The 19,902-nt window shown below is 61.0% G+C and carries 14 protein-coding genes and 5 pseudogenes; 14 read left to right on the top strand and 5 right to left on the bottom strand.

The window, feature by feature from the left end:
- Positions 1-138: 138 nt before the first annotated feature.
- The 6 genes and pseudogenes from JFT80_RS22390 (at position 139) to JFT80_RS22365 (ending at position 6,374) form a co-directional block, all read left to right on the top strand.
- A pseudogene (locus tag JFT80_RS22390) lies at positions 139-713 on the top strand (PadR family transcriptional regulator).
- On the top strand, positions 710-1,495 hold the full coding sequence (locus tag JFT80_RS22385) for a siderophore-interacting protein (RefSeq protein ID WP_201149488.1): 786 nt from the start codon (positions 710-712) through the stop codon (positions 1,493-1,495). Before JFT80_RS22390 ends, JFT80_RS22385 begins: the two are co-directional and overlap by 4 nt.
- A 362-nt stretch (positions 1,496-1,857) precedes the next feature.
- Entirely contained in the window at positions 1,858-2,196 is a 339-nt protein-coding gene (locus JFT80_RS22380; protein WP_201149486.1) for a hypothetical protein, read from the top strand.
- Positions 2,193-2,783, top strand: coding sequence for a hypothetical protein (locus JFT80_RS22375; RefSeq protein WP_201149484.1), 591 nt, complete (start codon positions 2,193-2,195; stop codon positions 2,781-2,783). The genes JFT80_RS22380 and JFT80_RS22375 overlap by 4 nt, the downstream gene beginning before the upstream one ends.
- Positions 2,784-2,797: 14 nt before the next feature.
- Positions 2,798-4,285, top strand: a complete 1,488-nt coding sequence (locus JFT80_RS22370) for a hypothetical protein (RefSeq protein ID WP_201149478.1) — start codon at positions 2,798-2,800, stop codon at positions 4,283-4,285.
- Positions 4,286-4,310: 25 nt separating this feature from the next.
- On the top strand, positions 4,311-6,374 hold the full coding sequence (locus JFT80_RS22365) for a hypothetical protein (RefSeq protein ID WP_201149476.1): 2,064 nt from the start codon (positions 4,311-4,313) through the stop codon (positions 6,372-6,374).
- A 34-nt stretch (positions 6,375-6,408) separates the two neighbouring features.
- On the opposite strand, the gene JFT80_RS22360 is transcribed toward JFT80_RS22365, so the two are convergent.
- Complete coding sequence (locus JFT80_RS22360; protein WP_201149474.1) at positions 6,409-6,582, bottom strand: hypothetical protein; 174 nt, start codon at positions 6,580-6,582, stop codon at positions 6,409-6,411.
- Between the two features lie 53 nt (positions 6,583-6,635).
- On the opposite strand from JFT80_RS22360, the gene JFT80_RS22355 reads away from it, so the two are divergent.
- On the top strand, positions 6,636-7,547 hold the full coding sequence (locus JFT80_RS22355) for a membrane-targeted effector domain-containing toxin (protein ID WP_201149472.1): 912 nt from the start codon (positions 6,636-6,638) through the stop codon (positions 7,545-7,547).
- Between the two features lie 108 nt (positions 7,548-7,655).
- On the opposite strand, the gene JFT80_RS22350 is transcribed toward JFT80_RS22355, so the two are convergent.
- Together JFT80_RS22350 and JFT80_RS22345 are read right to left on the bottom strand one after the other, a co-directional pair.
- Positions 7,656-8,300 carry a Pr6Pr family membrane protein gene (locus JFT80_RS22350; RefSeq protein ID WP_201149470.1) on the bottom strand — a complete coding sequence of 215 codons (645 nt, stop codon included), beginning with the start codon at positions 8,298-8,300 and terminating at the stop codon, positions 7,656-7,658.
- A 2-nt stretch (positions 8,301-8,302) separates the two neighbouring features.
- Positions 8,303-8,533 (bottom strand): VF530 family DNA-binding protein, encoded by a 231-nt coding sequence (locus JFT80_RS22345; RefSeq protein ID WP_201149468.1) that lies wholly within the window; start codon positions 8,531-8,533, stop codon positions 8,303-8,305.
- A 425-nt stretch (positions 8,534-8,958) separates the two neighbouring features.
- Here JFT80_RS22345 and JFT80_RS22340 point away from each other — a divergent pair, with 425 nt between their 5' ends.
- From JFT80_RS22340 to cmoB, 7 genes and pseudogenes are all read left to right on the top strand, one after another.
- Positions 8,959-10,341, top strand: coding sequence for a carbohydrate porin (locus tag JFT80_RS22340; RefSeq protein ID WP_201149466.1), 1,383 nt, complete (start codon positions 8,959-8,961; stop codon positions 10,339-10,341).
- A 212-nt stretch (positions 10,342-10,553) separates the two neighbouring features.
- A pseudogene (locus JFT80_RS22335) lies at positions 10,554-12,964 on the top strand (glucose/quinate/shikimate family membrane-bound PQQ-dependent dehydrogenase).
- A gap of 306 nt (positions 12,965-13,270) precedes the next feature.
- Positions 13,271-15,688: an endopeptidase La gene (lon, locus tag JFT80_RS22330; protein ID WP_201149464.1), complete on the top strand. Its 2,418-nt coding sequence runs from the start codon at positions 13,271-13,273 to the stop codon at positions 15,686-15,688.
- Between the two features lie 202 nt (positions 15,689-15,890).
- A pseudogene (locus JFT80_RS22325) lies at positions 15,891-16,282 on the top strand (protease inhibitor I42 family protein).
- A gap of 2 nt (positions 16,283-16,284) precedes the next feature.
- Positions 16,285-16,926: a lysoplasmalogenase gene (locus JFT80_RS22320; RefSeq protein ID WP_201149462.1), complete on the top strand. Its 642-nt coding sequence runs from the start codon at positions 16,285-16,287 to the stop codon at positions 16,924-16,926.
- A 173-nt stretch (positions 16,927-17,099) separates the two neighbouring features.
- Positions 17,100-17,844, top strand: a pseudogene (cmoA, locus tag JFT80_RS22315) (carboxy-S-adenosyl-L-methionine synthase CmoA).
- The gene (gene cmoB, locus JFT80_RS22310; RefSeq protein ID WP_201149460.1) at positions 17,841-18,797 is read left to right on the top strand and encodes a tRNA 5-methoxyuridine(34)/uridine 5-oxyacetic acid(34) synthase CmoB; all 957 of its coding nucleotides are present in this window, start codon (positions 17,841-17,843) and stop codon (positions 18,795-18,797) included. The pseudogene cmoA and the gene cmoB overlap by 4 nt, the downstream one beginning before the upstream one ends.
- A 69-nt stretch (positions 18,798-18,866) precedes the next feature.
- On the opposite strand, the gene tadA is transcribed toward cmoB, so the two are convergent.
- Together tadA and JFT80_RS22300 are read right to left on the bottom strand one after the other, a co-directional pair.
- Positions 18,867-19,364: a tRNA adenosine(34) deaminase TadA gene (gene tadA, locus JFT80_RS22305; protein ID WP_201149458.1), complete on the bottom strand. Its 498-nt coding sequence runs from the start codon at positions 19,362-19,364 to the stop codon at positions 18,867-18,869.
- Positions 19,364-19,902, bottom strand: a pseudogene (locus JFT80_RS22300) (multicopper oxidase domain-containing protein); the annotation flags it as partial. The gene tadA and the pseudogene JFT80_RS22300, both read right to left, overlap by 1 nt.

Raw genomic sequence — 19,902 nt, 5'->3', positions numbered from 1 at the left:
GGCATCTCACCCGACCGATAACACTCCGGCTTCGGGCGATGTTAATCGCGTCTTACCCAGGCGACCGTTTGTCGACCGCCATTGCCTCTCCATAAGATATATCTTACGCTCTATCTAAACACGACAGAGAGAAGAAAAATGAGAGAGCCTCATTCCCCCCACCGCGAACATGGCGATGGCCGCGACGGGTTCGAAAAACGCCCTGGTCGCGAGCGCGGCGGGCGCGGCCCACGGGTGTTCGCCCCGGGCGACCTGAAGTTGCTGCTGCTGGCGCTGATCGCCGAACAGCCCTGCCACGGCTACGACCTGATTCGCCAGATCGAAGGCATGTTCGATGGCGCCTACAGCCCCAGCCCCGGGGTGATCTACCCGACCCTGACCTTCCTCGAAGAAAGCGAAATGATCGCTGGCGATGCCGAGGGCGGGAAAAACGCTACAGCGTGACCGACGCCGGACGTATGTCTTTAAGCGAGCAAGCGATTGCCCTGGACGGGGTGCGCACGCGCATCGATGTGAGCAAGCGCTCGCTGCGCGGCCATGATCGTCCACCACAGATCCACGAGGCGGTGCATAACTTGCGCCACGCCCTGCAATTGCATCACGGACGCTGGAGCGAACAGGAGATCCAGCGCGTCAGTGCGCTGCTCAACGACACCGCCAAAGCGATCGTCGATGGCCCCGCCGTTCAACCCGTACAGGAGAAAGCCGAATGACCGCAGTTGATACCCAAACGATTCACCGTGTGATGCATGAAATCAAACGTCGCCGTCTGGAAGTCCTGCGCGTAGTGGACCTGACCCCGAGGATGCGCCGCATCACCGTGGGCGGGCCTGAATTGGCAGGGTTTGTCAGCCTGGGCGCCGACGACCACGTCAAGCTACTGTTTGCGCAGAACGCTGCCGAGCAGTCGGCCATGGAGACCTTGGTGCTCGGCGCAGGCAAGGACAACGGCCCGATGCCGGCCATGCGTGACTACACCCCGCGCCGCTACGACCTTAATGCCCTCGAGCTGGATATCGACTTCGTCCTGCACGGCGACGGCCCTGCCTCTACTTGGGCCGAGCAGGCCAAACCGGGGCAATTCCTGCACATCGGCGGGCCACGGGGTTCGATGATCGTGCCGGACATCTTCGACAGTTACTTGCTGATCGGCGACGAAACTGCCCTGCCCGCCATTGCAAGGCGACTCGAGGGCCTGGCGGCCAATCGGCGGGCACTGGTGATCATCGAAGTGGAAAACGGCAAGGAGCAGCAAGTGCTGCAGAGCGCCGCCGAGATCAATGTGATCTGGGTGCTGCGCGAGGGTGGCAAGGACCACCTGCTGAGCACTGTGCGGCAGATCAAGGTGCCCACCGGCAACCTGTATGCCTGGGTCGCAACCGAGAGCAAGGTGTCGCGGCAGATACGCCGGGTGCTGCTGGATGAGCACGGGCTGGACGAGCAATTCGTCAAGGCGGCGGGCTACTGGCGGCTGGACGACACGGTTGATGAATGAAGTTCGCGCAGGGCGACAGATAACCCCGTCATCAAGGCGTCGCTGACCTGTTCAGCCCTACCGGGGATTGCTTCCGGGGCGCAAGAAAAGATTGTCCTCATGTATCCGGCATTTCTCCAGCCAATCCTGCCCCGCGCCTGCTATGCGCTGCCTGCAGGCCAACCGTGGCGCCCGGCCTGGATCAGCAGGCCGCCTGCGACCCGCTCAATGCGCGCTTTGTGCAAGTCGTCGGCTCATCAGCAAGCGATAACCCCGGCGCGCGGCAACCTCGCCGCGACCTGAGCGCTCCTCCCCTGTCACGCAGGGGTTGGCGAATTGAGCACGCCTCAGGGTCAGAATTCCAATCAATGGAGAAGCGCCGCATGGGTAGTATTTCCGCCTTAGGCCCGAGCATTCCTGTCGCAGAAATAGCCGCCACCGTCAGCCACGGCGTCACCAGGGCCTACACCAGCGTGGCGGCGGGTTTGCAAGGCATCCGCGAGCCCGATCTGCAGATGGAACCGCTGGTGACGACCAGTCACGGGGAGTCGTGGTCCCCGCCGGCCCCAGGGCGGGCACGCGAGGGGCTGGTGGTATTGCTGCTGACGCCGGACTTGCACCCGCATCTGCAATCGACGCTACAGGCCCGTGTCATGGCGCATTTGCAAGCCCTGCCGCACACGGCGGGGCAGCCCCTGGCGTTATCGAAGCGATGGCCATGACGCTGCACAGCGGGCGGCCCCTGGAAGAGGCTTACGGCTCGCTGACGCCAGCCCAGCGCGATGCGGTGTGGCAGGCCGGACCTTACCGCGACGGCGATCCGGCCAGCGACCTGTTGCTCAATTACCTGACATTGATCCAGGGCAAGGTGATCGAAATGGAGGTGAACAGTCGCCAGTATGGCTGTACCGATCACCGGCAATTACCCGCGCTGTTCGACCCGAAACAGGCGAGCCTGGAAGACTGGTTGCGACAAGTCGAAACGTCGGCGTCGGCCAGTGGAAAATTGATTCCGTATCACCAGCTCAATCAGCGGCTGTATCTCCAGGAGTGGTTGGTGCAGCTGCCTGTCGGTATGGCGCAGCACATCGGCCATTGGTTGTTGCACTGCAGCCTGCCGTCCACGGCGGTGGCCAGGCAACTGCGCAATTATTGCCAGGGACCGGTCAGTGCGCAGGCCCTCGGTGAACACTGGCCGTCGATTTGGTCCCAACTGCAACAAGCCTCCACGGTCAGCGAGTTTCTCGAGGGCGTCAATCAAGCGCTGGAACAGGGGGTGCAGACCCCGGTCGCGGTGTTTTACGGCTGAGCAACCTCTGCGGCATGGCGACGCCGTTGATTCCAGTGAGCCTCATGGCTGCGGCGGCGCTCGACTGGGGTCAGGAAAAGTTCGCCGGCTGGCTACGCGATTATGTCGGCAGCCCCTCATCTGAGGCCACGCGCACCCTGCAGGAGCTGAGTCGTCTGGCGAGCAACTGCGCAAGCCTCAAGCAGTACACGCAACCGGCGCTAGGTTCGCTGGATGATTGGTTACACCATGCGTCCGTGCCGCCCGAGATAACGCATGCGGTTGATAACCCTGGTGCACGAGCGCGGAGCAATACCGACAAGCACTGGCTCGAACAAGGCGGCATACGGCGCAGGGGGCACGACTTGACGCCTGGCGTTACCGAGCCGCCAGCCACCTCGGCCGTGACGCGGCCGACGGGCATCCTGCAGGCCGTACAATACGCTGCTCGCCATGTCGTCAGCGCTACCGTCAGCTTGCTCTGCAAAACCAGCTCGCCCGACGTGCACGAGAAGACAGATGTCGAGACGCCGCTTTATCCAGACCCCAGCGCGGTGTACCAACCGACCACCGCGCCAGTAGCGGCAGAAGGCCGGCACTGGCCAGCAGTGGGGACCGGCCTGGGCATTGGCGCCGCCAGCATCGCCCTGGTCACGGGCGCCAACGCCCTCTACCAGTCCATGACCGGTGGTCCCGATCTGATTTCGCCCGCCAGCGAGCCGGGCTTCGCACCGCGTCCACCCCCTGTACAAACCTTGCTGGATGAGCTGAAAAACCATTGGCACCTCACACCCGAGGGTGAGCTGATGTCCACCTGGGACGCGCTCATGGCAATGCGTGCCGCCCCCGATGCCCATGCGCGACAAGCTCGCGTCAGCGCCCTGCTGCACCAGGATTTTGGCGAGTCGCTGGCGCGGCTGGTGGAACTTGCTACGCCCACGGTCGACGCTGACTTCGACGAATTCGATGCCCTTGAAAAACACGCGCCTGTGCGTCAACGGCGCGCCGCCGGGACGGGCCCGCAGACAGCAGAGAGGGTCCTGGCCGAGGACGTCATCGCCTTGCTCGATCAGGCATCGGCGGGTGCGCAACAGCAGGATCAGTGGTTGCAGCAAGCGGTCTTGGGTGATCTGTTGAGCAGACTGCCGGCCGGGCACTGGCTGCACAACGCAAGTGCCGGCGAACAGGCGCTGTGGATGACAACCGCGCAGACCCTGACGGGGTATTACCAGCGCCTGGCTGACCTGAAGTATGACTCGCTGGCGCAGTTCGAAGCGCAACGGCCCGCGCTGCAGCAAGCCATGGCCGAGATCAATCAAAGCGAGCTGCAACTGGCCGTGCTGAAAAGCCGGCTCAAGGGTGATTTGAGCCCTGGCAGCTCGTACATGGGCGGACTGGCCGTGATGATGGCGGCCCTCAACAACGAACCGCAGGTGGTTGTCGGCAGCCTGCAACTGTCCATCGGCGAGGGGGGATGCCGTCTCGGTGCCATTGGCGCAATGGCAGTTATTTGTCCGACGTGATGCCAGGGGCGAGGAGGACGGAGTGGTGCTGTACCGTCCAGCCGAGCATCGGGTGCAGGCGTTCAGCTCACAGCAGGAAATGTTCCAGTACCTGGATCTCAAGCGTATGCGCCAGTCCCTGTACGCCGAGGTCCGGCCACCGGCAACGCCAGGCCCTGTACGCTCCGCCTCTCCCATGGGCCTTCCCACGCAAAGGCAACTGCCGGAGCTGGCCCTCAAGGCCGCTCCGCCCGCACAGCGGCGCGCTTTACAGCGATCCTTCGCTACATTGGGGCAGCGACCGGATCAGTGGACACCTGAACACTTGCAGGTCCACACCTACCCCGGCGCCAGCCTGCAAGACAAGCTTCGAGGGTGGGCCGGGGCGCGGCTGGTCAGCGAGCAGGCACGGCTGCAAAGGCTGGCCGCAAACCCGGACCTCGCCGCGCAAACGGCCGCGCTTGCGCTCACCCAACAGCAGGTAACCGCCTTCGTCGACGAGTTCGTACCGCCGCTGCGCACCTTCACCCGGCGCACCGAAAGCAAGGCAGTGACCGAGCTCCTGCAGGATAAGGGCGGGCTGGCGACCAATGTCACCGTCGATGCCGACGCGGTCCTGATTACCTTCAATGGCCAGACCCTGAGCTGGACAGACTGGGTTCTGGAAGGCTACCGCAAACACGGCGACAATGTGTTCGGCGCCAGCAACAACTTCCTTGCCGATGCCCGCTTCGAGCATGACGATCCAGCCGTGGTCCGGGCACTGGGCACCCCGGGCCTCAATCAAGACGTCCAGCAGCGTTTTCGCGGCACCTACACCGGCGATCAGTACCTCAAGGGCCTGGAGCAATGGCTTGGGCCCGACAATAAGATCGGGCAGCGATTGCGCGAGCTGAACGTCCAACTGTACCAGCAGCAAATTCAGGTGGCAGTGGCCCAGGCGCGACTCGACGACTTACTCGACCCGTACACCGCCCAGGCGTTCAAGGCCTTGGTGGACGGTGTGCTCACGAGCACGGTCACGGCTCAGGCCATCCTGCAGGCCTTCCAGGTCAACGGACGGCGGATTCCTGAGGTACTGGTATTGTCGCTGCGCCAGCGCGCCACGGCGCAGCGATTCTCTGCAGCACTGCGCAGCGATTACGTGTGCTTGCTGGGGCCTTACGGCCTCGAACTGCACAAGCTCTCGGACTACCTGCAACTGATAAGAACCCCCGGCCTGTACTACGACGATTTGCAGGCACGCGCCCTGATTAGGGACAAGCAGATCGTCGAGGCGTTTCAGCGCGGCCAGCGCGACACCGGGGAGCCCAGCGTACCCATCGACGATTTTAGCTGGCACGTCGGCACTCAGTGGTTACAAGACGGCATCGACAATGTTCGCGAGGCCACCACCAGCCGCAAAGAGATGATAACCGAGCAAGCGCTCAAGGGCTTGCAGGGCGCGGCCGGCGGGATCTGCATCGCGAGCAGCATGGGAACCGCGGCGGTGCCCTGCGCCGCGCTCACCCTGGGCCTGATGGGGCATGACGTTGGCAGTGCGCTGCACCACCTCGAGCGTGGAAGGCTCGACGACGCTTTGATGGACGTGGCGTTCCTGGGTCTGGATGCACTGGATGTCGGCGGGGGCCTGGCCGCGTCCAGGCTTACCCGGCTGTTGAATTGGGCCGGCAAGTCGCACTTCAGCAGTGCCACCGAGGTGCATGAAACTGCGCGGGCCATGGCCCAGCAACACAACACGGCCTTTACCACCGGTGGGCGGCTCAACGAGATCCTGGCGCGCAAAGACCTGACGGCGTCGCACCTGTCAATGCTGCCCCAGCGCCCGGGCAAGGCCCCGGCCGGCACCTTCTACAGCCATGACGGCGAGCACTATATCCAGGATCGCTACCAGGACCAGGTCCAGGTATACGAGGTGTATTCGGACAATGCCTGGGCGACGGTGCGCGTGCGTGATCCGCAACGGCCTCAGGGGCAGGGCGCACCGGTGCGCTATCACGACGGGCACTGGCGGGCCGATGAGGGGGCTTGCTGGGCGGCGGCAAGAAGCAAAGCAAGGTCAAGGTCGCTGACACTGCGCCTGATGCCCCCCTCAATCACTGACCGTTGAAAACTACGAAATGCCGGCCGAGTCCATAAGTACCTTACATGCGTTGTTGGTCGACAAACACGGCCTGCATGAAGACTATGGAACCGAGAAGGTGAAGGAGGAAGCCGTGCGCACTCAGTTCTTCAAACTTCGACGCCAGGTGCAACAGGACGCCGAGGCGATAATGTCCATTGAGCTTCCCCACGCCCGACGCTACCTGCCATACCATCACAAACCAGCCTCGCCGACTTTCTGCAAAAACTGTATGACCACACCCATGGTGTGGTTATTGGCGAAACGCATCATTCGGTTGCCAGCAAGAAATTCATTATCGATAACATGTCCTGGCTTGGTCAACATGATGTGAAGACCCTATACATGGAGCACTTACTAAGCGATATGCACCAAGTGGATCTGGAAGGTTTCTTCAAGAACGGGCGCATGAGCGACTCCTTGCGTGGTTACTTAAAGATGCAGGACAAGGGGCACAGAACCGATCCTGCCGGGATCTATACCTTTGAAAAACTAGTGTTCGAGGCGCAGAAAAACGGCATTGAAGTGCGCGCCATCGATTGCGCCGCGAGTTATAGACTCGAAGGCTTTCCAGGCCAGAAACCCACAAGTCGCCAGCGAATGATGAATTACGTCGCTTCCCGAATTATCCAAAAACATCAGGCAGTCGCGGGCCACCACAGGTGGATTGCGCTGGTGGGCAATAGTCACTCCAATACTTACCAAAACGTGCCCGGCGTAGCCGAGTTGAACGGGGGCATTGGCGTGCGTGTGACAGACGTGCAGTCGGGAATGGAGAGCTCACCCGCGTATGACACGGGTGAGCTCCTGAGTGTAGCAACGGGGGGCAGTAGGAAGGAGATTCTCCTCAAGGGCGACTATCTCTTGCAGTTGGCAACTGCTCCAAGCAATGCGTTGAGGCAGGCGCAATCGGCGCAGTCTATTGAACAGAAACTTGCATATGCCGGCCAATTCCTGATCGAGCAAGGGCAGGATGGAAAACAGGTGATCGTACATCGCTCCAGGGACCAACAGATTTACCGCACGCCGGTAATGCTCGATGCTCAAGGCAGGTATTATGTGAGTCGTGCGACCTGGAATTCGGCGAACGGACAGCGTTACGAAAGTTTGGACGCGTTGATCCGGGCGCTGAAGGAATTCAAGATGGAGCACATACAATGACAGAGTGTTTCCCACAGATCCGAGTGATGGACGAACTGTTAGTTAAATTTTTATCGCTGGGAGTGCTCGTGTCTGGCACAAACTCAAAATCAATATCAACGTTGGCCGCTAGCGACGCCGATCCAACCACAAAACGATCAAAGCGCCCCCCACGAACCCGGCTAATACTCCACAGGCGTTGATCAACACTTGTGGATAACCCAACGCGTCCACATTGATGAACGGATAGGGATACACCGCCAACGCATGTCCGCGAAACAGCACATACGCGAAGTAAATCATCGGGTAAATCACCCACAGGCCAATGTGCCGCAGGCGCAACTTGCCTTTGGGCACGCAGAACCACCAATAGGTCAGAAACAGCAGCGGCATGATGTCGTGCAGCAACTCGTCGGCGAGCAACTGCCAGCCTTCGGGATGCCAGAGATGGCGCAACAAAAGGCTGTAGGCGATACCGACCACGGCGATGCTCACCGCCACCCCGCTGCTGACCCACGGCTGCAAAAACCAGCGGCGGGCCGCCGACTCGCGAGACGTCAGTTCACAGGTCAGCACCACAGCCACCAAGGTATTGCTCAGCACCGTAAAATAACTGAAAAAACTGATCAGCCCGCCCACCAGGCTGGCACCGAGGCTCCAGCGTGAGCCGAGAATCAGGTACAGCTGAACGCTCAAACCGACCCAGCCCAGCACCGCCGCCACGGCCACACAACGGCGCCTCGCGGCAGATCCCGGCGTCGATCGGCCTGGCATGTTCAGAGCGGTCGCTTGGTGCGCATCAACTTCACATACAGACGCTCGACCTTTTCGCGCGCCCACGGGGTTTTGCGCAGGAACGTCAGGCTCGACTTGATGCTCGGGTCGCTCTTGAAGCAGCGAATATCGATGCGCTCGGCCAGCCCCGACCATTCGTAGTGCTCGACCAGTGCATTGAGGATCTGTTCAAGCGTCACGCCGTGCAGCGGATCGGGGGTTTGTTCGTTCATGCCAGGCCTTTGAGCGAAGTGAAAATGCAGAAGCCGCGCACCTTAGCCGAGGGCTTCGATTGGTGAAAGCACTCAGTTAACTGTAGGCCAGCCAGAAAAGATCGCAGCCTTCGGCAGCTCCTACGGTTTTGCGTACTCGCCTGACTCGCGATGCGCCGGGTGACCGCATCCGGTGCGGATACCAGGGCCTGGATATATCTGAGCAGCGCTACCTGCAGGGTATGTTTTGTGCCTGTTTAATTCCTGCGACGAGGGGTCGCACACGACTGTTACCAAATCCGAAAGGCTGCATCTCAGCAAAAGCGCTTTCTCTATTTGTAACAGAACATTATCCTTATGCCAGTCCCGGCTGAAACGCTTCCGCTGCCTGCTCAACCCTTGCGCTTTTCAGTTCATCCCCAGAAAAAGATCAAAGAATTTTTCCCATGCCCGATTTGCACGTTTCGCAAGACAGCGCTGTCTGCACGCCTGTTGCGCGCCTGAAAATGCTCCACCTGATCGGCGGCTGCACCGCGCTGGGCCTCGCCACCTGCGCTCAAGCGGCGCCCGCGTTCGACAGTGACTCACCGTGGATGCTCGGTGACTGGAACGGCACGCGCACCGAACTCTCGGAAAAAGGCTACGACTTCAAACTCGATTACACCGGCGAAATGGGCAGCAACCTGCACGGTGGCTACGATCACGACCGCACCGCGCGTTACAGCGATCAGTTTGGCCTGGGCACTCACCTGGACCTGCAAAAAATCCTCGGCTGGGACGATGCAGAATTCCAACTGACCATCACCAAGCGCAGCGGCAACAACATCAGCAACGACCGGATCAACGATCCGCGCGTCGGCGGCTTCACTTCCGCCCAGGAAGTCTGGGGCCGTGGCCAGACCACGCGCCTGACGCAGATGTGGTATCAGCAGAAATTCTTCGATCAGAAGCTCGACATCAAGGCCGGCCGCTTCGGCGAAGGCGAAGACTTCAACAGCTTCCCGTGCGACTTCCAGAACCTGGCGTTCTGCGGCTCGCAGGTCGGCAACTGGGTCGGCGGCATCTGGTACAACTGGCCGGTCAGCCAATGGGCGATGCGCGTCAAATATCACCTGACCCCAGAGCTGTACGCGCAGGTCGGCGCCTATGAGCAGAACCCGTCGAACCTCGATCGCGGCAACGGTTTCAAACTCAGCGGCAGCGGCACCCAGGGCGCGATCCTGCCGATCGAGCTGGTGTGGACGCCGAAGCTCAATGGTTTGCCGGGCGAATACCGCGCTGGTTACTACTACAGCAACGCCAAGGCCACCGATGCTTATAAAGATCAGAATGGCCAACCGGCCGCCCTCAGCGGCGAAGCCTACCGCAGCGCATCGAGCAAACACGGCGTGTGGCTGGGCATTCAGCAGCAAGTCACCAGCGTCGCCAGCGACAACTCGCGCGGTTTGAGCGTGTTCGCCAACGGCACGATGCACGACAAGAAAACCAACGCCATCGACAACTATGTGCAGGCCGGCATTACCTACAAAGGCCCGTTCGATGCTCGTGCGAAAGACGACATCGGTTTCGCCCTCGCCCGCGTGCACGTCAACCCGGCCTACCGCAAAAACGCCGAAGCGAGCAATCAGGCCCACGCCGTTTACGACTACGACGATCCGTCGTTCCTGCCGCCGCAAGACACCGAATACAGCGCCGAACTGTATTACGGCGTGCACGTAACGAACTGGCTGACCGTACGCCCGAACCTGCAATACATCCGCCACCCCGGTGGCGTGAACAACGTCGACGACGCCCTGATCGGCGGGATCAAGATCCAGTCCTCGTTCTAAACAACACCCTAACCCCACTGCAGGAGCGAACTTGCTCGCGATGGACCTGAGAACACCGCAGGGCACCAGGCACCCAGCGTCATCGTTAACGACCATCGCGAGCGAGCTCGCTCCTGCAGAGGGCCGTTTTTTATCTGAACCATGCCCACGCCAGATCGTCATCTACAGTGAACTTGCGCGGGACTACTTAAAACGTCACGGAGAACCACACTATGAGCACTGATGGTGCTTTGAGTCGAAGCCGTCTATTGCCGACTCTGCTCGGCATTCTGCTTTTGCTAATGGGCCTGGCCATGCTGGCCGGGGAATCAAGCTGAGCATGCTGGGCGGCTCGCTTTACTACCTGCTGGCCGGTATCGGCATGACGCTGACCGGCGCGCTGCTGATCGCTGCACGACGTGCTGCGCTGAGCCTGTACGCACTGGTGCTGTTCGCCAGCACCGTCTGGTCGCTGTGGGAAGTGGGCCTGGACTGGTGGCAACTGGTGCCACGCCTGGCGCTGCTGTTTGCCCTGGGCATCGTGATGTTGCTGCCGTGGTTCCGCCGTCCGATGTTGCGCGAGGGCACGGGCCCCATGACCACCGGCGTTCTGGCCGTGGCCGTGGTGATCGCCGGTGCAACCGCACTGGCCAGCCAGTTTACCAACCCGGGTGAAATCAAGGGCCAACTGGACCGCGACAGCGTGCCGGGCATGGCCAACACCGCCCCGGCCATGCCAGACGGTGACTGGAACTCCTACGGCCGTAGCGCCCACGGTGATCGTTATTCGCCACTGGCGCAGATCACCCCGGAAAACGCCCACAAACTGGTTCCGGCCTGGGAATACCGTACGGGTGACATCCCGGGGCCGAACGATCCAGGCGAGACCACTGCGGAAAACACCCCGCTGAAAGTCAACGGCATGCTGTATGTGTGCACGCCACACAGCCAAGTGATCGCTCTGGATCCGGACACGGGCAAGGAAATCTGGCGTTTCGATCCGAAGCTCTCCACGCAGAACGCGGCGAACTTCAAGGGTTGGGCGCACATGACCTGCCGCGGCGTGTCGTATCACGACGACGCCGTCTACGCGTCCGAGCAAAGCCCGACCGGTACTGCCAGCCCGGCGCCGGCCAGCAACGCCTGCCCGCGTCGTCTGTACCTGCCCACCGCTGATGCTCGCCTGATCGCCCTGAACGCCGACACCGGCAAGATCTGCGAAGGCTTCGGTAACGGTGGCCAGGTCGACCTGAGCGCCAACATCGGCGGCTTCAATGCCGGCGGTTACTACTCCACTTCGCCACCCGCGGTCACCAAAGACCTGGTGGTGATTGGTGGTCACGTCACCGACAACGTTTCCACCGACGAGCCAAGCGGCGTGATCCGCGCGTTCGACGTGCACACCGGCAAGCTGGTGTGGAACTGGGACAGCGGCAAACCGGACGACACCACACCGATTGCCGAGGGCCAGGTCTACACCCGTAACTCGCCAAACATGTGGTCGATGTTCGCGGTCGACGAAAAACTCGGCATGCTCTACCTGCCAATGGGCAACCAGACCCCGGACCAATTCGGTGGCGATCGTACTCCTGAGTCGGAACTTCACGCTGCCGGCCTGACCGCACTGGATATCGCCACTGGCCAGGTGCGCTGGCACATGCAGTTCACCCACCATGACCTGTGGGACATGGACGTCGGTGGCCAGCCTACCCTGATGGACCTGAAAACCGCTGACGGCGTCAAGCCAGCGGTGCTCGCCTCCACCAAGCAGGGCAGCATCTACGTACTGGACCGCACCAACGGCAAGCCGATCGTGCCGATCAACGAAGTGCCTGTACCGCAAGGCGCTGTTGCGGGCGACCATACCTCGCCGACGCAGCCAAAATCCGACCTGAACCTCATGCCACCACCGCTTCAGGAACGTGACATGTGGGGCGTGACCCCGTTCGATCAACTGATCTGCCGGATCGACTTCAAATCCATGCGCTACGACGGCCCGTTCACGCCGCCATCGCTGCAGGGTTCGATCGTCTATCCAGGCAACTTCGGCGTGTTCGACTGGGGCGGTATCTCGGTGGACCCGGTGCGCCAGATCGCCTTCGTGAACCCAAGCTACATGGCGTTCAAATCGAAAATGATCCCGGCCGCCGAAATCGCTGCCCAAGGCCCGCGTAAAAGCGAAACCGAAGGCGTGCAGCCAAACAAAGGTGCGCCATACGGCGTCGTCCTGGAAGCCCTGCTGTCGCCAATGGGCCTGCCGTGCCAGGCACCGGCCTGGGGCTACGTGGCAGCGATCGACCTGACCACTGGCAAAGTCGTGTGGAAACGCAAAAACGGCACCAGCCGCGACAGCTCGCCAATCCCGATCGGCTTCACCCTCGGCGTGCCGAGCATGGGCGGCTCGATGGTGACTGCCGGCGGCGTCGGCTTCCTCAGCGGCACCCTCGACCAGTACCTGCGTGCGTACGACGTGAACAGCGGTAAAGAGCTGTGGAAATCGCGTCTGCCTGCGGGCGGCCAAGCGACTCCGATGACCTACACCGGCAAGGACGGCAAGCAATACGTCCTGTTGGTTGTGGGTGGTCACGGTTCGCTGGGCACCAAAATGGGTGATTACGTGATTGCCTACAAACTGCCGGAATAAGCGTTAGCGGCGGTAAACGAAAGGCGACCCCTGTGAGGGGGTCGCCTTTTTTGTGCCCCGGTAGCCATGTGAGGCCACTGAAGTTCTACTGTAGGAGCTGCCGAAGGCTGCGATCTTTTGACCCTGAAAGAATTAACAACAAGATCAAAAGATCGCAGCCTTCGGCAGCTCCTACGGGGGTTCGTCCGGCATTCGAAGATTCCATGCTGTCAAAACCCTGAACATACAAGCAGAAACATCCCCTCCCATTGAAACCACCCAAAGCCTGCCCCATCTAAGACCCATACTCCATTGCGCAGGTGCCCCATGAGCGACCAGCAAGAATTCCCGGACAACCCAGACGACTACACCGAAGCCGAACACATCGAACACACCTCTTCAGGCAAAGGCCTCGCCCTGCCCGGCCAGAACCTGCCGGACAAGGTCTACATCATCCCGATCCACAACCGCCCGTTCTTCCCGGCTCAAGTCCTGCCGGTCATCGTCAACGAAGAACCCTGGGCCGAAACCCTCGATCTGGTGAGCAAATCCGACCACCACTCCCTGGCCCTGTTCTTCATGGACACGCCCCAGGAAGACCCGCGCCACTTCAATACCGGCGCACTCCCCGAATACGGCACGCTGGTTAAAGTCCATCACGCCAGCCGCGAAAACGGCAAACTCCAGTTCGTCGCCCAAGGCCTGAGCCGCGTCCGTATCAAGACTTGGCTGAAACACCACCGTCCACCGTATCTGGTGGAAGTCGAATACCCGCACCAGCCGACCGAGCCGACCGACGAGGTCAAGGCCTACGGCATGGCGCTGATCAATGCGATCAAGGAACTGCTGCCGCTCAACCCGCTGTATAGCGAAGAGCTGAAGAACTACCTCAACCGCTTCAGCCCCAACGATCCGTCGCCGCTGACCGACTTCGCCGCCGCGCTGACCTCGGCCACCGGCAACGAGCTGCAGGAAGTGCTCGACTGTGTGCCGATGCTCAAGCGCATGGAAAAAGTCCTGCCCATGCTGCGCAAGGAAGTCGAAGTCGCGCGCCTGCAGAAAGAAATCTCCGCCGAGGTGAACCGCAAGATTGGCGAACACCAGCGCGAGTTCTTCCTCAAGGAGCAGTTGAAGGTCATCCAGCAGGAGCTGGGCCTGACCAAGGACGACCGCAGCGCCGACCTCGAACAGTTCGAACAGCGTCTGGAAGGCAAAGTCCTGCCGGCGCAGGTGCAAAAGCGCCTTGAAGAAGAAATGAACAAACTGTCGATCCTCGAGACCGGCTCGCCGGAGTACGCGGTCACTCGTAACTATCTCGACTGGGCAACCTCGGTGCCGTGGGGCGTCTACGGCGAGGACAAACTCGACCTCAAGCACGCTCGCAAAATCCTCGACAAACACCATGCCGGCCTCGATGACATCAAGGATCGCATCCTCGAGTTCCTCGCTGTCGGTGCGTATAAAGGTGAAATCAGCGGTTCCATCGTGCTGCTGGTCGGCCCACCGGGCGTGGGTAAAACCAGCGTTGGCAAATCCATCGCCGAATCCCTTGGCCGGCCGTTCTATCGCTTCAGCCTCGGCGGCATGCGTGACGAGGCCGAGATCAAGGGCCATCGTCGCACCTACATCGGCGCGCAACCGGGCAAGCTGGTGCAGGCGCTCAAAGACGTCGAAGTGATGAACCCGGTGATCATGCTCGACGAGATCGACAAGATGGGCCAAAGCTACCAGGGCGACCCGGCCTCGGCGCTGCTGGAAACCCTCGACCCGGAACAGAACGTCGAATTCCTCGACCACTACCTGGACTTGCGCATGGACTTGTCGAAAGTCCTGTTCGTCTGCACCGCCAACACCCTCGATTCAATTCCCGGCCCGCTGCTGGACCGGATGGAAGTGATTCGCCTGTCGGGCTACATCACCGAAGAAAAGATCGCCATCGCCAAGCGTCACCTGTGGCCCAAGCAGCTGGAAAAGGCTGGCGTGTCGAAGGGCAGCCTTTCCATCAGCGACAGCGCGCTGAAAGCGTTGATTGATGGCTACGCCCGTGAAGCCGGGGTGCGTCAGTTGGAAAAACAACTGGGCAAACTGGTGCGCAAAGCGGTGATGAAGCTGATCGACGATCCGAAAGCGGTGATCAAGCTCGGGCCGAAAGACCTCGAAGCGTCACTGGGACATCCGGTGTTTCGCAACGAGCAAGTGTTGTCCGGCACCGGCGTCATCACCGGACTGGCCTGGACCAGCATGGGCGGCGCGACCTTGCCGATCGAGGCGACCCGCATCCATACGCTCAACCGTGGCTTCAAGCTCACCGGGCAGCTGGGCGATGTGATGAAAGAATCGGCTGAGATTGCCTACAGCTACGTCAGCTCGAACCTGAAGTCTTTCGGCGGCGATCCGAAGTTCTTCGACGAAGCCTTTGTGCACCTGCACGTTCCAGAGGGCGCCACGCCCAAGGACGGCCCGAGCGCGGGTGTAACCATGGCCAGCGCCCTGCTGTCCCTGGCGCGCAACCAGCCGCCGAAAAAAGGCGTGGCAATGACCGGTGAACTGACCTTGACCGGGCACGTGCTGCCCATTGGCGGGGTGCGCGAGAAAGTGATTGCGGCGCGTCGGCAGAAGATTTTCGAATTGATCTTGCCGGAACCTAACCGTGGGAGTTTTGAAGAGTTGCCGGACTATCTCAAAGACGGGATCACCGTGCACTTTGCCAAGCGTTTTGCGGATGTGGCGAAGATATTGTTCTGATCATCCAGTAGCGCCTGCAACACCGTCATCGCGAGCAAGCTCGCTCCCACAGGGATTGCAACCAACCTGTGGGAGCGAGCTTGCTTACGATGCGTCGGCAGCGACGCCGCCCTCTTCCTGGTCGCCTCCGAGCGACTGTCACACTTTGTCTCATCTTCAGTTATGCTCGCCGTTCGTCGTCACCGCCGGAGCTGCTGACCTTATGTCCCCGATTCGCCTGCTTGTTCCCATGACCCTCGCTCTGCTTGCCGCCTGCTCCTGCAACCGGGCCAGAACCTGACCGTGGAAAAACAGAGCCAATGCCCGGCCAAGCTGCATAACGGGCAGAACCTGATTGTGACGCTGCCAAGCAACCCAACCACCGGCTATCGCTGGGCCATTCAGGACTCGGCTGGCGGTGTATTGCGCGCACTCAGCCCCGAGGTTTACAGCAATCCGGAAGATGCCGGTGTGGTCGGCGCGGCGGGTTTGTCGACCTGGCGTTTCCAGGCCTTCGCCCCCGGTACCGGGCGTCTGCGACTGACCTCGCAACAGCCATGGGCGCCGGAAGTGTTGCCGGTGGAAACCTTTGACTGCGCCATTTCGGTGAACTGATCGTGGGCTGGCTGATTCTGGCGCTGATGGGCGCGGTGACGTTTCTCTACGGTGTCAGCACCCATGCGGCGTTGCTGTGTCTGCTGGTCAAGCCAATGCCAATACTGGCGTTGCTCGGCTGGCTGCACGATGCGCCGCCCAGCGACTATCGCCGCTGGATCAGCCTCGGTCTGATTTTCTCGCTGCTGGGTGATGTGTTGCTGGCATGGCCGGGGGATCTTTTTGTATTCGGGCTCGGCGCATTTCTGGTCGCGCATCTGGCTTATCTGAAGGCTTATCTGAGTGACTGCAAGCGTCTGGCGGTGTTGCCATTGGTGCTCGCGCTCGGTGTTGGCGCGGTGTTGCTTGGGCTGCTGATTACCAGTGGTTTGGGACCGTTGCTGGTGCCAGTGATCGTCTACGGCACGGCAATCAGCGCGATGCTCTGGCGCGCCCTCGCTCGTCTCGGAACCGATGTGCCGCGACGTTCGGCCCTGCTGGCGGCGGCCGGCGCCGTGGCGTTCGTATTTTCCGATAGCGTGATCGGCATCAGTCGCTTCGTGATGCCGTTCGAGGCGGCGCCGTATGTGATCATCCTGAGCTATTGGTTGGGGCAGTGGGGGATTGCGGCTTCGGCGTTCGCTACCGAACCGCGCCGCGCCTGAGAAAAAGATCGCAGCCTGCAGCTCCTAAAGGGGTTGCGTTCCAGGGTAGGAGCGGCCGAAGGCTCGGGCCGCGTTCGGACGATCTTTGATTTACGGTTTATCAGACAACCCAAGCATCCCCGCGCCCTTTTGGCTAAAATGCCGGCCTTTCCATTTACACCGCCGGAACCGCCGTGAGCAAAGAACCCGATCGTCTTTTCGCCCAGCCGTTGGCCCAGGTGCCTGACTTCGCCTTCAACGAGGATGTGGTGCGGGTTTTCCCGGACATGATCAAGCGCTCGGTGCCGGGTTACCCAACCATCGTCGAGAATCTCCGGAGTGCTCGCCGCGCAGTTTGCACAGCCCGACAGCGTGCTCTACGACCTCGGTTCATCCCTCGGCGCGGTGACTCAAGCGCTACGCCGACATGTCCGCACTGACGGTTGCCGGGTAATCGCTGTGGATAACTCGGCGGCGATGGTCGAACGCTGCCGCGAGTACCTCAATGGTCAGGACTCGATGTTCCAGGAGTTGCTGCCGGTCGAGGTGATCGAAGGTGACATTCTCGCCCTCGACTTCCTGCCTGCTTCGGTGGTGGCGCTGAACTTCACTCTGCAATTTATCGCCCCGGATCAGCGCACCGCGTTGCTCTCGCGCATTCGCCAGTCGCTGCTGCCGGGCGGCGCGCTGATTCTCTCGGAGAAGCTGCGTTTCAACGATGCCGAAGAGCATGCGCTGCTCACCGATCTGCACGTCGCTTTCAAACGTGCCAACGGCTATAGCGAACTGGAAATTGCCCAGAAGCGCAGCGCCATCGAAAACGTCATGAAGCCCGACAGCCTCGAAGAACACCGCGAACGCCTGTTGGCCGCCGGGTTCTCAAAAGTCGTGCCGTGGTTCCAGTGTCTTAACTTTGCCTCGTTGATTGCCTTGCCATGATTGATCTGTCCCCCCTCGCCCGCCGCCTGGCCGGTACACCGCTGGCCGAATGGGCCAACACCCTGCAAGCGCAACTCGACAAAAAGATGGAGAAAGGCCACGGCGACCTGGAGCGCTGGCAAAGTGCGTTGGACGCCTTGCCGAAGATTCAGCCGAGCGAGATTGATCTGCTCAACGGGCTGAAACTCGACACCGATTGCGACGATGAAACCCGCGCGCAGATGCGCACGGCGTTGATGGGCCTGTCGCCATGGCGCAAGGGGCCGTTTGATTTGTTTGGTGTGCACGTCGACACCGAATGGCGCTCGGACTGGAAATGGTCGCGCGTCGCCCCGCATCTGGATCTGAAGGGCAAACGCATTCTCGATGTCGGTTGCGGCAACGGCTATTACATGTGGCGCATGCTCGGCGCGGGCGCGAACAGTGTGATTGGCGTTGATCCGAACTGGCTGTTCTTCTGCCAGTTCCAGGCCGTGCAGCGCTATCTGTCAGAGCCGAACGCCTGGCACCTGCCGTTTCCGTTCGAAGACCTGCCGCCGAACATGGAAGGTTTCGACACCGTGTTTTCGATGGGTGTGTTCTATCACCGTCGCTCGCCGATCGAGCATTTGCTGGCGCTGAAGGATTGCCTGGTCAAGGGCGGTGAACTGGTGCTGGAGACGTTGGTGATCGAAGGCGATCAGCAACAGGTCTTGGTGCCGGAAGATCGATACGCGCAGATGCGTAACGTGTGGTTCCTGCCGTCAGTGCCGGCGCTGGAATTGTGGCTGCGTCGCGCAGGCTTCACTGATGTGAAATGCGTCGATGTCAGCACGACAACGGTCGAGGAACAGCGCGGCACCGAATGGATGAAGTATCAGTCGCTGAGCGACTTCCTTGATCCCGAAGACCACAGCAAAACCATCGAAGGCCTGCCAGCGCCGATGCGGGCCGTGATCGTCGCCCGCAAATAACCAGACCTCCGTACGCCGAATAACCCTGTGGGAGCTGGCAAGCCAGCTCCCACAGGTTTGGTGTTGTTTTTAGATTGCAGGCTTTGCCCGGCGCGCCTTGAAGAATTCGGTTAGCACTGCGCCACACTCTTCGGCCAACACCCCACCTTCATACAACACTCGATGATTCAAAAAGCCTTGGGTAAAAAACTGCCCCTGGCTCTGCACAATCCCCGCCTTCGGCTCCAGCGCCCCATACACCACCCGCGCCACCCGTGAATGCACGATCAGCCCGGCGCACATGCTGCACGGCTCCAGCGTCACGTACAGCGTGCTGCCCGGCAGACGATAGTTATCCACCGCCTGCGCCGCCGCACGGATCGCGACCATTTCGGCATGAGCACTCGGGTCGCTGGCACTGATCGGGCAATTGAAGCCACGACCGATGATTTCACCGTTCTGCACCAGCACCGCACCGACGGGCACCTCTCCCAATGCCGCGCCCTGGGCCGCGAGGGCCAGCGCCTCGCGCATGAAATCCTGGTCACGGCTGCGATCGATGATCGCAGCAGGACGAATCTGGCGCATCACTTCACCTCGATGGCGGCCATCAGGCCGGTTTCCATGTGGTCGATCACGTGGCAGTGAAACATCCACACACCGGGGTTATCCGCCACCAGCGCCACTTGCGCGCGCTCGTTCTTGCCCAGCAGATAGGTGTCAGTGAAATACGGGATGATCTTGTGCCGGTTCGACGACAGCACCTTGAAACTCATGCCGTGCAGGTGGATCGGGTGCTGATACTGGGTCATGTTTTTCAGTTCGAAGATGTAGCTCTTGCCCTTTTCGAGCTTGGCAATCGGCCGGTCGGCGCAGGTTTTATCGGTGATGTCCCAGGCCTGGCCATTGATCTGCCAAAGGCTCGGCGGCTTGCCGTTGTCGACGTTCACCGACACCGAGCCCACCCATTCGAAATTGAAGTTGAGTTTCTCGGCATTGGCCAGGTCCGGCTCGGCCACCGGGTTGGCCGGCAGTGCGGGGGCCATTGGCCCGGCGTGTCGGCGTTGGCCACCGAGCGCAAAGTTCCCAGGCGGACCGGGCCGTTGCGCAGGGATAACTCTTCACC

This window comes from Pseudomonas sp. TH10 (genome assembly GCF_016651255.1).
Classification (GTDB): domain Bacteria; phylum Pseudomonadota; class Gammaproteobacteria; order Pseudomonadales; family Pseudomonadaceae; genus Aquipseudomonas.
This window is presented reverse-complemented; position numbering and strand designations above follow the sequence as displayed.

Bases quoted from the DNA above. Each gene is read 5' to 3' on its own strand.
- JFT80_RS22380 (WP_201149486.1), top strand. From the start codon at position 1,858: ATGGGTAGTATTTCCGCCTTAGGCCCGAGCATTCCTGTCGCAGAAATA.
- JFT80_RS22350 (WP_201149470.1), bottom strand. From the start codon at position 8,300: ATGCCAGGCCGATCGACGCCGGGATCTGCCGCGAGGCGCCGTTGTGTG.
- lon (WP_201149464.1), top strand. From the start codon at position 13,271: ATGAGCGACCAGCAAGAATTCCCGGACAACCCAGACGACTACACCGAA.
- JFT80_RS22345 (WP_201149468.1), bottom strand. From the start codon at position 8,533: ATGAACGAACAAACCCCCGATCCGCTGCACGGCGTGACGCTTGAACAG.
- cmoB (WP_201149460.1), top strand. From the start codon at position 17,841: ATGATTGATCTGTCCCCCCTCGCCCGCCGCCTGGCCGGTACACCGCTG.
- JFT80_RS22385 (WP_201149488.1), top strand. From the start codon at position 710: ATGACCGCAGTTGATACCCAAACGATTCACCGTGTGATGCATGAAATC.
- JFT80_RS22370 (WP_201149478.1), top strand. From the start codon at position 2,798: ATGGCGACGCCGTTGATTCCAGTGAGCCTCATGGCTGCGGCGGCGCTC.
- JFT80_RS22375 (WP_201149484.1), top strand. From the start codon at position 2,193: ATGACGCTGCACAGCGGGCGGCCCCTGGAAGAGGCTTACGGCTCGCTG.
- tadA (WP_201149458.1), bottom strand. From the start codon at position 19,364: ATGCGCCAGATTCGTCCTGCTGCGATCATCGATCGCAGCCGTGACCAG.
- JFT80_RS22340 (WP_201149466.1), top strand. From the start codon at position 8,959: ATGCCCGATTTGCACGTTTCGCAAGACAGCGCTGTCTGCACGCCTGTT.
- JFT80_RS22360 (WP_201149474.1), bottom strand. From the start codon at position 6,582: ATGGTATGGCAGGTAGCGTCGGGCGTGGGGAAGCTCAATGGACATTAT.